An 11,654-nucleotide genomic window follows, 5' to 3' on the forward strand; every position below is an offset into this window, starting at 1 on the left:
GCGGTGGGGTGCTATCTTTCCCTATCAAGCGTTTTGAGGGCATCCTCGATTTGCGAGACAGTCACCCATCGGTTCCCGATTTCGTATAGCAACTGATATACGAACACCGCGCCTGGGCTTATAAATACACGCTTTATACCCCGGGCTTTCTCAGAACTATTTGCATTGCCTGTCTTATAGTTACGAGGAAATTTTTTGTCGAAAGTGACCTCCCATAACTCGACGAGATCGTTGCAAGCCTTCCGAAAGCGGATTGCTTTCCCACCCTTCCGATGGTCCCGACTATCGAATATTTTACATGCTTGCAACAAGGCATGATTAGCAACCAGAGCGGCTGTGTAAAGGTCCTGTTGATTTATTGACGTTTGATTGGAAAAATTTACTGCTTCTGAAGCAAGAGCAGTACGAACGAAGGGTGGCCTCTCCTCCAGCGCTGCCATTGTTATTCTTAGAGGATTTATCAGTTTTGTTGCTTCAGATTTTACTTTTGCTGAAGTTTTCCGGTCATCGTAATCAAAATCATGCCAGTAATTCTTGGCGATTATTGGTAGCGCGGCGCGGAGCTTTCCCCGCGCGTCTTGCCACCTAACACTGCCCTTTTTGAAGCCATGATGACGAACGTAACGAAGTGCCTGACGATACGCCCGAAACGCTCCTAGCCGTGCATCGTGATCAAACAGCTGTCTCGTCCCACTGCTTTCATCAAAGTCGGAGGTAATGAAACGGGTATTTAGCGTTATTTTTTTCACTGATTGACCAGCCCTTGCACGCAATATTCAGCCCACGCTTCCATCATCTCGCGTCGTTTGGCCAGCAGATCGCCACGTCGGTAGGCCGCCTCCACCCGGTTCTCCACGGCATGTGCCAGCGCCATTTCCGCGACCTCGCGCGGCAGGTTTGTTACCTCTGCTGCCCAGTCGCGAAATGACGATCTGAACCCGTGGGCTGTAATCGGCACTGCCATTCGGCGCAGGGCCATAAGGAAAACCATGTTCGACAACGGCTTCACACCGGACCGCCCAGGGAAGATAAGGGCACTGCCGCTGTTTAGGGCTTTCGCCTGTGCCAGCACCGCAACCGCTCGGCAGCTAAGGGGAACCCGGTGTTCGCGCCCCGCTTTCATGCGAGTTGCCGGCACCGTCCATAGCGCTTCGCCGTGGTTGATCTCGAGCCACGCAGCTCCGAGCACTTCGCTGGTTCGGGCTGCCGTCAAAATCAAAAACTCAAATGCCAGACGTGCGATTTCTCCCTGTTCACTCAAGCCTCGCAGGCGCGCGACGAAAGCCGGGACCTCAGCGTAGGGCAACGCCGCGTGATGCTCTTCACGTACGCCTTGTTTCGGAAGCCCCCGGCTCACGCCGTCAATCGGATTGTCGCCGCTGCGATAGCCGGCAGCCTTGGCCCAATCGAGCACGGTGCCAATGCGCTGGCGTACGCGCCGGGCCGTCTCGGGCTTTGTCAGCCAGATCGGCGATAGGGCGCGAAGCACATCGGGTGTTTCAACCTGATCGACCCGCCGACTGCCGAAAAAGGGGTTAGCGTAGGTTTCGAGGGTGGTCTTCCACTGAGCAGCGTGCTTCGCGTTGTTCCACGAGGGCTTGTTGTCTTCAAAGACCTGCGCAACTGCATCGGCAAAGGTTGGCATCGTCTCAACAGGCTTGCGCCGTTCGGCGAGCGGATCGCCACCATCGCGGGCAAGCTTACGGTAGGCAAACGCCTTTTCCCGGGCTTCGGCCAACGTAACGAGGCTTGCTCCGCCCAATCCGATGTCGCGTCGGGTGCCCTGGATGACGATGCGCAGAAGCCAGCGTTTCGAGCCCGAGGGCTCGACAACAAGGTAAAGGCCGTGGCCATCTGCATACCGACCGGGAGCCTTGACTGCCCGAACTTGCACGGCGGTCAGCGCCCGCTCAGGATGTCGGCCTTTCCGCTTTCCTGCAGTGTCCATCGAACTTATACCGCCCACATTTTCACCCACACTTTATGTGGGCTGTAAGCGGATTGCAATGGATGGTATCGCACACGGCATTTTGTCTAAAATATTGATCCTAAACGAGTTATTGAACGGTACCGGTCGTTATTGAACATCAACAGGGCAGCCACCCCTTCCGCCAGTGATGGGCATGATTTATTGCTATCGTTGATGTTTTTATGACGCGCCGCTGTCGGCCCTAACGGTGTTGGCGGACATCTGCGGACGTGGGCGGTCGTTCGCACCGAGGGTCGGATACCCGCCTCATAAGATTTGTAGCGCTGAGGATCGGCTCAGGAGCGGGATAAACCCCTCCCCGGTGCTTTGGCCGTCGCCATGAGCGGAATTGCCGCCCGCTCGGAGCGGGCATGCTGCTCACGCCCCGATGGCATCACTGCTGCAGGATTTACTGTTCCATGATCAGAAATTACTGTCGTCTCCGGCATCTCCATTTACTAGTCTCATATATAGGTGTGCTTCTAATATGATTTCGGGGATGGAGCATGGCGTTATGAACCGATCGGTAGCCCTTGTCCGATCTTCCACTGGAATGGCGGTTCGGTACCGTTGACGGCGTAGTCTCCGACGATGCGGTCCTTGAAGAGCCGGGGGTTGTGCGACGAGACCGTGCGGGCGTTGCGCCAATGCCGGTCCAGGCCGCCGGCACTGCGGGTCGCCGAAGCGCCGAGGGCGTCGAACAGGATCGTGGTGGCGTCGAGGACGAGCCCGGTCACCACGCTCTGAGCCTGCGCGAGTTCGATCTCTGCCGCCACGTTGATCGCGTGGGCCTCGGCCGCGTCGAGGCCGGCGATCCGCGCTTCGTAGGCGCGCTGGACGGCTTCTGCCGCCTGACCCGTGATCGCGCCTGCGGCATAGGCGAGGCCGTGGACCCGGCCCACCACTTGCAGCACCTGCGGGTCGGCGCTGGGGCGGGCGCCCGCCGCATGGGAATACGTCCGGTTGCGCTCACGCACGGCCCGCGCCACCTCGTCCGCGGCCGCCCGGGCGATGCCGCTTAGTGTCGCGAGATGTACCGCCTGGAAGAAGGCCGGTCCGTAGGGAAAACGGATGTCCGTGGCCAGCGGCTCGCCGACCGCAGGCGCATCCTCGAACAGGGCCGTGCCGCTTGCCGTGAGCCGCTGTCCGAAGCCGTCCCAATCGTCGATCACCTCGACGCCCGGCCCCCTGGCCGCCACCACCACGGAGGTTTCCTCCCCCGCCTCGCCCGTGCCGACGACGTCGATCCAATCCGCGTAGAGCGAGCCCGTGGTGTAGTATTTCCGCCCCGTGAGCCCCCAGCCCGTGCCGCTGCGGTGGATGCGGGTGTCGAAGCTGCCGACCGTCGCCGCCCCTGTCTCGGACCATGCGCCCCCGAACAGGTCGCCGGCGGCGAGGCGTTCGAGCCAGTGGCTGCGGCGCGGCCCGTGCGGGCTGCCGACGGTATCCTCCGCGAAACCGAAATGGTTGCGCAGCGCCTGCGGCAGGTTCGAATCCGCCTGGGCCAGTTCGGCAAGGAGGCCGAACAGCTCCGGCAGGCTGGCGCCGAAGCCGCCTTCCGCCTCCGGTACCCGAAGGGCTCCGAACCGGGCCTCGCGCAGCCAGCTCAGCGCCTCGTAGGGCAAGCGGCGTTCCCGCTCGCGCGCGATGGCGCCGTCGCGAATCCGGGCAAAGATCGGCCGGAAGCGTGCCGCCAGGGCGTCATAGCGGGAGCCGGGGACTGTCCCCCAGGCGGCCCATGCGGTCGTGTTCGGCTCGCTCATCGCTGGTCCTTGATCGAGAATGGAACGTGGTCAGTGCCGCGTCGCCGTCGCCGCACCCCCGAGGTAGATCTCGCCGAGGCGGCCGCTCGTGGCGAGGTCCGCAGCCAGTCCGGCTTCGACGACACGACCGCTCTCCAGCACGTAGGCACGGTCGGCATAGGCCAGGACAAGGTTGGCGCTCTGCTCGGCGAGAAGGAAGCTCATGCCCTCCTCGCGGTTGAGACGACGGATGATCTCGAAGATCTCTCCGACGATGATCGGCGCGAGCCCCATCGACGGCTCGTCGAGGAGGACGAGGGTCGGGCGGGTCATCAGCGCCCGGCCGATCGCCACCATCTGCTGCTCGCCGCCGGAGGTGAGTCCGGCCTTGGCCGAGCGCCGGTCGCGCAGACGTGGGAACCACCCGTAGACCCGCTCGAGGTCGTCCGCGAGCTGTCGCCGGCTCGGGCGGCGCAGGAAGCCACCCGTCCTGAGATTCTCCTCGACGGTGAGCTGCCCGAAGACGTGGCGTCCCTCGAGCACCTGCACGATGCCCCGATGCACCAGATCGGCCGGATCGAGGGCGGCCGTCGACTCGCCCCTCCAGCGGATGCTGCCACCCCGCAGGGCGCCACGCTGCGGTCCGAGCAGGTTCGAGATCGCCCGCAGCGTCGTGGACTTACCTGCGCCGTTCGAGCCCAGCAGCGCCACGATGGAGCCCTCTGCGACGGTGAGCGAGACGCCGCGCAGGACGGGCCCCGCCTGCCCATAGGACGCCTCGATGGAGTCGACGGCGAGGAAATCGTGGCTTCGCGTCATGGCCGCTCCTCTCAGCGCGCGCTGGCTTCGGCGGATTCGGCCGTGCGGGGGACGATGCCCTTCTCCTTGGCGTAGGCCGCAGCGCGCTCGTAGATCAGCGGCAGCAGCAGTTCGCGGTCGGACTTCACCCAGCCGTTGCTGACGATGGCCCATTTGGCGCCGTCCCATTGCAGCACCTTGCCGGCGCCGCCACCCTCGTGATCCTTGATCGAGAGCGTGAGGGGTTGGACCAGGCCCTCGGCGCCGATCTGCTTCAGGCGAGCCTCGTCGAGGACGAGGTGTTCGAGGCCCCATTGCGCCTCCTCGCCGGTGATGGGCCGGTTGCCGAAGCGGCCTTGCGCCGTCCGGATCGCCTCGACGGCGATGATCGTCTCGATGATTCCCGAATTGTAGTAGACCGAGCCGAAGCTCTTTGGGTCTCGCAGGTCGCTGCGGTTCTTGTCGACGATCTCCGCCTTGATCTTCTTGAGGATCTCGAAATCCTGGCCGGCCGGGAACGGCGTGATCGCCAGATAGCCCTTGCCGACGCTGCCGGCGGGCCGGACGTCCTCCTCCGATCCCGACCAGATGCCGCCGATGATCCGGTTGACGGGAAAGCCGGTCTTGGCCGCCGTCTTGATCGCCACCGGCGTCATCACGCCCCAACCCCGCAGGAACACCCAGTCCGGTTTGATCTGCCGGACGCGCGCCCATTGCGCGGACTGGTCGTTGCCGGGATGCGGCACCGGGATCTGGATGTTCTCGAACCCGTATTCCTTCGAGAGGATGTCGAGGGGCGTCTGGGTTTCCTTGCCGTAGGGACTGTCGTGATAGATCGTTGCGATCTTGACGCCCTTGAGCTTGTCCTTACCGCCCACCTGCTCGGCGATGTAGTTCACCACCGAGGAGGCCTCGCTCCAGAAACTGAAGAGCACCGTGAAGCTATAGGGGAAGACCCGTCCGTCGATGGCCTCGGTGCGGCCGTAGCCGGTGGTGATCAGCGGGATCCTGTCGGCCACCGACTTCTCGGTGAGCGCCTTCGAGACCGGGTCGCCATGCGGCAGGAAGACCGCCACCGGCGACCCGTTCTTGCCGCCCTTCACCCGCTCGTAGCACTCGACTCCCTTCTCCACCGCCCATTCGGTCTCGCACTCGTCCCAGAACAGCTTCACGCCGTTGATGCCGCCCTCCACCTCGTTGATGTAGCGCAGGTAGTCGATCACCCCCGCCCAGGAGGGGATGCCGGAGGAAGCGTAGGCGCCGACCCGGAAGGTCGCGAGCGGGAAGTATTGCTCCTTCGCATCCCCGGCCGAAGCGGGTGCCGCCAGGGCGAAGGAGGCCGTGACCGCGGCGGCGCGGATCGCACGGGTGAGGATCGTCATCGGGAAACTCCGGGAGCGTAGGGGGCGGAGAGGGATCAGGTGCGTGCGGCGAGGCGGTGCCAAAGGCGGCTGGCGAGGGCCGACAGGCCGTCGGGCTCGTGGATCAGCAGCCAGACGATCAGGCCGCCGAAGAGGATGTGCTGGAGGTTCTGCAATTGGCCGCCATCGATGGCGCCGCCGAACACGATTCCCGCCACGTGGCTGAGGAGGATCGGCAGCAGGACGATGAAGGCCGCGCCGATGAACGAGCCGGCGAGGCTGCCCATCCCGCCGATGATGATGACGAACATCACCTGGAACGAGCGGTCGAGATCGAAGCTGCGCGCATCCACCGTGCCGAGATAGGCGAAGGCCCAGAGCGCGCCGGCGATGCCGCAGACGGTGGCTCCCACGAAGAAGGCCTTGAGCTTGGCCTGCGCCACCGGGATGCCGATCACCGCCGCCGCGGTGTCCATGTCGCGCACGGCCATCCAGCTGCGGCCGGTCTGGCTGCGCACCAGCCGCCACGCCACGGCCGTCACGAGGATGACGGTGCCAAGGGTGAGGAGGTAGCGCCCGCCCGGTCGCGACAGGTCGTAGCCGGCCAAGGCGAGGCGCGGTGCCGAGATCGTGCTCGACGAGGCATAGTTGGAGAACCACGGATACTGGTTCAGCACCCACTCGATCAGGAACTGCGCGGCCAGCGTCGTCGCCACGAGGTAGAAGCCCTTGATGCGCAAGGACGGCAGGCCGACGACGAGCCCGACCAGTCCGGCGACGAGGCCGCCGAGGACGAGGCTCGCCGGCAGCGGCAGTTCGGGGACCCGCAGCAGCAGGTTGTAGGTGGCGTAGGCCCCCGCCGCCATGAAGGCGCCGGTGCCCAGCGAGGCCTGGCCCGCGTAGCCCATGGTCAGGTTGAGGCCGAGGCCGGCGAGCGCCATGATCAGGAACGGGATCAGGATCGCGTTGAGCCAGTAGTCGCTGGCCACGGCCGGCACGGCGAAGGCGGTCGTCACGAGGATCGCCAGCATCGTGGCGCGGGCCGACAGGGTCGGGACGAGAGCGCGGCGGACGGGGTGAGCGCCCGGCAAGGCCGAGACGGAGGCGACGGGGGGCATGCGCTCAGACCCTCTCGATGGCGCGCTCGCCGAACAGGCCGGCGGGCCGGGCGAGCAGGAAGGCGACGGCGAGCACGTAGGCGAACCAGGTGGAGACGCTCCCACCCAGGAGCGGGCCGAGATAGATCTCGGCGAGGCTGTCGCTCGCGCCCACGATGAGACCGCCGACCACGGCGCCGGCGATGGAGGTGAAGCCGCCGATGATGAGGACGGGCAGCGCCTTCAGGACGACGAAGGTGAGGGAGAACTGGACGCCCTGGCGCGCGCCCCAGAGCAGGCCCGCCACGAGGGCGACGAAGCCCGCCACCGCCCAGACTACGGCCCAGAGGGTCTGCAGGCGGATGCCGATGGAGAGGGCCGCGCCCGGATCGTCGGCGACGGCGCGCAGGGACAGGCCGATCCGCGTGCGGTCGAAGAACAGCGACAGGGCGATGACTAGGGCGCCGGCGGTGGCTGCGGCGGCCAGATCGAACTGGCTGAGCTGGATCGGCCCGAGTTCGATCGGCGTGTCGGGAATGCCGAGATCGAGCTCATGCACGCTCGCTCCCATCAGGAGCTGCGAGGTCCCCTCGATGACGTAGGAGAGGCCGAGGGTGGCCATGAACAGGGTGATCTGAGGCCGGTTGGCCAGGGGGCGAAGCACGACCCGCTCCACCGCAACCGCCAGCGCCACCAGGATCGCGAGGGTGATGAGGCCGGAGAGCCAGAGATCGATCCCCCTCTCCCGCAGGGTGACGAAGGTGAGCGCGGCGCAGAGCACCATCGCCCCTTGCGCGAAGTTGAACACGCCCGACGCCTTGTAGACCAGCACGAAGCCGATCGCGACGAGGGCGTACATCACCCCCGCCAGCAGGCCGCCGGCCAGGGTCTCGAGGAAGAAGCTCATGGCTGGGAAGGCCTCAATGGGGCGTGCCGAGATAGGCGGCGATGACGGCCGGGTCGGTGCGGATGGCCGCTGGCGTGCCGTCCCCGACCTTGCGGCCATAATCCAGCACGACGACGTGGTCCGAGAGGTCCATGATCACCCCGATATCGTGCTCGATCAGGACGATGGTGGTGCCGAACTCGGCCCTCGCCTGCGCGATGAAGCCGCTCATGGCGCGCTTCTCGTCCTGGTTCATGCCCGCCATCGGCTCGTCGAGGAGGAGGAGCGTCGGCCGGCCGACGAGGGCACGGGCCAGGTCGACGCGCTTCTGGACCCCGTAGGACAGGGTGGCGACGATGGCGTCGCGGTGGGCCGACAGATCGAGAAAGGCCAGGATCGCCTCGGCGCGGTCCCGGAACTCGGCCGTCTCGGCGCGGTCGCGGAACACCCCGAAGGCGTGCTCGGCCAGGGTGGTGCGGCTGTGGCGCGTCAGACCCGCAAGCACGTTGTCGAGGACGCTGAGTTTCCCGAACAGGGCCGCGTGCTGGAAGGTGCGTCCGATGCCGCGTCGCGCCGCCTGCAGGGGGCGAATACGGGCGAACCGCTCGCCCTCGAACACGACCTCACCGGAATCCGCCCGGTAGACGCCGTTGAGGATGTTCAGCAGCGAACTCTTGCCGGCTCCGTTCGGCCCGATGAGGGCGCAGATCTCGCCGCGCTCCACCGTGAAGCTCAGGGCGTTGATCGCCTTGATGCCCTTGAAGGCCAGGGAGACATCGGTGAGTTCGAGGATCGGATCGGGCATGGCCGGTCTCACTCGGCCGCCGCGGCCGGTCGCAGGGCGGCCTCGCGTGCCTTCACCGCCTCGATGTCGCGATAGGCATGGGCCGGGTGGGTCTCGGGCAGGAGCGGCCCGCGCCCGAACAGTTTCTCGCGCAGTGTCCCGGGACGATAGGCTTTCGGATAGGCGCCACGCTTCTGGAGCTCGGGCACGAGGAGGTTCACCGCGTCCTCGAACGTCTCCGGCGTGACCGCATAGGCGAGGTTGAAACCATCGACGTCGGTCTCCTCCGCCCATTCCTGGAGGATGTCGGCCACCGTCGAGGGAGAGCCGACGAAGACCGGCCCCAGACCGCCGATCCCGCCCCAGCGGGCCAGTTCCTCGATGGACCAGGGCTTCTCCGAGCCGGTAAAATTCTCCACCATCGAGACGATGGCGTTGGTCTCCACCTTTCGGATCAGGTCGGTGGGCGCGTATTGCCCGAAATCGATCCCGCTCCAGCCGGACATGAAGACCAGGGCCCCGTCATAGGAGGTATAGCGCTGGTATTCTTCGAACTTCGCTCGCGCCTTCTCGTCGGTCTCGGCCACGATCACGGTGGTGAGGTTGTAGACGAGGACGTCGCGCGGATCGCGGCCCGAGGCCGCCGCCTTGGCGCGAACCTCGGCCACATAGGCCTTGAGGGTCGCCTTGATCGGGGACGCCACGAACACGCATTCGGCATGTCCCGCGGCGAAAGCCTTGCCGGGGCCGGACGCGCCGGCCTGATAGAGCACGGGCGTGCGCTGGGGCGAGGGTTCGCAGAGATGATAGCCCGGCACGGTGAAGTGACGGCCCTGATGCGCGATCTCATGGACTTTGGCCGGGTCGGTGAAGACGCGCCTGTCGCGGTCGCGCAGGACGGCGTCGTCCTCCCAGCTGCCCTCGAACAGCTTGTAGAGAACCTCGACATATTCGGCCGCGACCTCGTAGCGGTTGTCGTGCCGCTTGAGCCCGCCTTCGCCGATATTCTTCGCGCCGCTCTCCAGATAGGAGGTGACGATGTTCCAGCCGACCCGGCCCTTGGTGTGGTGGTCGGCTGTCGAGAGGCGGCGGGCGAAGGTGTAGGGGTGCTCGAACGAGGTCGAGGCCGTGATGCCGATGCCGAGATGCTCGGTGGCGAGCGCGATCGGCGCCGCGAGCTGGATCGGGTCGTTCACCGGGATCTGCGCCGCCTGATGCAGCGCGTGCCAGTTCGACCCCTTGTAGACGTCGTAATAGCCCACGACGTCGGCGATGAAGATCCCGTCGAAGATGCCCCGCTCCAGGGTCTTGGCGAGGTCGGTCCAGTATTCGAGGTCCTTGTACTGCCAGGACCGGTCGCGGGGATGCGCCCAGAGGCCCGGCGACTGGTGGCCGACACAATTCATGTCGAAGGCGTTGAAGCGGATCTGGCGGGTCATGGACAAGTCCGTTGAGGCGGTCGGTCGGCTCGTGAGCGCGGTCGCGTCAGCTCCAGGGATGGCGCGGCGGGTGAATGCCGTTGAGGTAGTGGTTGCCCACGTGGAACAGCTTCCAACGGACAGGGTCGTGCAGCGTGTGGGCGCGGGCGTTGCGCCAGTGGCGGTCGAGGCCGTGCTGGGCCAGGGTCGAGCGCGTTCCGGCCAGTTCGAACAGCTTGTTCGTCGCCAGGATCGCGATGTCGGTGGTCAGCACCTTGGATTCGGCGGTCCGCACGGTGGCTTCGCCGACATTGGCTTCGGTCGGGTCGGCATGGGCGCGGTCGATGGCCTTGCCGGCGATCTCGAGCAGGGCTTCCGCGGCGTGCAGGCGGATGGAGAGGTCGCCGATGGCCGCGATGGTGAACACGTCGTCGGCCGCCTTGTCCTGGCCGCTATCGACCCAGGGCCGGCTCTTCGTCCGCACGAACGCGATGGTATCCTCGATGGCGCCCCTGGCGATGCCGGCATCGATCGCCGACTGGATGATCTGCGAGACCGGTCCGGCGACGGTGGGGCGGTCGAACGCCTTGACCGGCAGGAGGCGCCCGCGCGGGAGGCGGACGTTGTCGAGGGTGACGCTTCCCGATGCCGTGGTGCGCTGCCCGAAGCTCGACCAGTCGTTGCTGATCGTCAGCCCCGGCGCATCGCGCTCGGCGAAGGACAGGAAGCCCTGGCCATCCGGGTCGACGGCGACGATGGGGATGATGTGGGCGAGAAGCGCGCCGGTGCTGTAGAATTTCTGGCCGTTGATGACCGCCTCGTCGCCCTCGTAGCGGATGGTCGTCTCGAACGCCGCCACCGTCTTGCTGTTGAGTTCGGAGAAGGCGTTGCCGAAGCGCAGTCCCGCCAGGACCCAACCGAAGAATTCGGCTTTCTGGGCATCGGTCCCGTCGATGTCGATATGCGCGTTTATCGCCAGATGGTTCTGGGTGATCTGCGCCAGAGAGCTGTCGGCCGCCGCGATGATCGCGATCACCTTGGCGAGCGTCGCGTAGGAGAGCCCGGGGCCGCCATAGGCTTTCGGCACGTTGAGCGCCCAGAGGCCGCTCTGGGAATAAGCGTCGAGTTCCGGCAGGGGCAGGAGGCCTTCCCGGTCCCTCAGCGCGGCGCCCACGGCGAAGTCCGCCGCGAGCCGCGTTGCTGTGGCAATGGCGTCCTCATCCGTCCGGATCACGTCCGCATGCCTGTCCGGCCGCGGACGAGGCGGGATCGGGTCTTGTGAATTGACCCGGGGGTGAACGGTGTAGTCGATGCTGGTCTCGGTCAGGGAACCCATGATGGCCCTCCGTCTGGATGGTGGTGGCTGCTCGATGAGGGGGGCGTCAGCCCGGAGACAGACCGACGATCGCTCCCAGCGGCACGATCAGCGTGGCGCCGACGTAGAAGCCGTCCTTGGAACGGTTGGCCGTGTAGGGGTTCCAGTAGGAATTGCCGTTGACGAGGTACTGGACGACCGGCTCGAAGAAGATGCCCTTGCCGACGGCCAGATGTGCGTTGGCCTCGAAGACGAACTTGTCGCGGGAATACGGTGCGCCGGTC

At 65.6% G+C, this 11,654-nt stretch carries 10 protein-coding genes and 1 pseudogene; all 11 read right to left on the bottom strand.

Going from position 1 to position 11,654, the window contains the following annotated elements; translation table 11 throughout:
- Window positions 1–11 precede the first annotated feature (11 nt).
- Window positions 12–749: a hypothetical protein gene (locus MKK51_RS20460; RefSeq protein WP_243980316.1), complete on the bottom strand. Its 738-nt coding sequence runs from the start codon at window positions 747–749 to the stop codon at window positions 12–14.
- Window positions 746–1,948, bottom strand: a complete 1,203-nt coding sequence (locus MKK51_RS20465; protein ID WP_243980318.1) for a tyrosine-type recombinase/integrase — start codon at window positions 1,946–1,948, stop codon at window positions 746–748. Before MKK51_RS20465 ends, MKK51_RS20460 begins: the two co-directional genes overlap by 4 nt.
- A 533-nt stretch (window positions 1,949–2,481) precedes the next feature.
- Entirely contained in the window at window positions 2,482–3,732 is a 1,251-nt protein-coding gene (locus MKK51_RS20470; protein WP_243980320.1) for a monooxygenase, read from the bottom strand.
- Between the two features lie 30 nt (window positions 3,733–3,762).
- Complete coding sequence (locus MKK51_RS20475; protein ID WP_243980323.1) at window positions 3,763–4,530, bottom strand: ABC transporter ATP-binding protein; 768 nt, start codon at window positions 4,528–4,530, stop codon at window positions 3,763–3,765.
- 11 nt (window positions 4,531–4,541) lie between these two features.
- Entirely contained in the window at window positions 4,542–5,891 is a 1,350-nt protein-coding gene (locus tag MKK51_RS20480) for an ABC transporter substrate-binding protein (RefSeq protein ID WP_243980325.1), read from the bottom strand.
- Between the two features lie 35 nt (window positions 5,892–5,926).
- Window positions 5,927–6,988, bottom strand: a complete 1,062-nt coding sequence (locus MKK51_RS20485) for a branched-chain amino acid ABC transporter permease (protein WP_243980327.1) — start codon at window positions 6,986–6,988, stop codon at window positions 5,927–5,929.
- Window positions 6,989–6,992: 4 nt separating this feature from the next.
- A complete protein-coding gene (locus MKK51_RS20490; protein WP_243980329.1) occupies window positions 6,993–7,874 on the bottom strand; it encodes a branched-chain amino acid ABC transporter permease in 882 nt (293 codons plus the stop codon).
- Window positions 7,875–7,887: 13 nt separating this feature from the next.
- Complete coding sequence (locus tag MKK51_RS20495; protein WP_243980330.1) at window positions 7,888–8,658, bottom strand: ABC transporter ATP-binding protein; 771 nt, start codon at window positions 8,656–8,658, stop codon at window positions 7,888–7,890.
- Window positions 8,659–8,666: 8 nt separating this feature from the next.
- Complete coding sequence (locus MKK51_RS20500; RefSeq protein WP_243980331.1) at window positions 8,667–10,076, bottom strand: LLM class flavin-dependent oxidoreductase; 1,410 nt, start codon at window positions 10,074–10,076, stop codon at window positions 8,667–8,669.
- 46 nt (window positions 10,077–10,122) lie between these two features.
- Window positions 10,123–11,391, bottom strand: coding sequence for an SfnB family sulfur acquisition oxidoreductase (locus MKK51_RS20505; RefSeq protein ID WP_243980332.1), 1,269 nt, complete (start codon window positions 11,389–11,391; stop codon window positions 10,123–10,125).
- Between the two features lie 46 nt (window positions 11,392–11,437).
- Window positions 11,438–11,654 (bottom strand): annotated as a pseudogene (locus tag MKK51_RS20510) (porin); the annotation flags it as partial.

This window comes from Methylobacterium sp. E-045 (genome assembly GCF_022829685.1).
Taxonomy (GTDB): domain Bacteria; phylum Pseudomonadota; class Alphaproteobacteria; order Rhizobiales; family Beijerinckiaceae; genus Methylobacterium.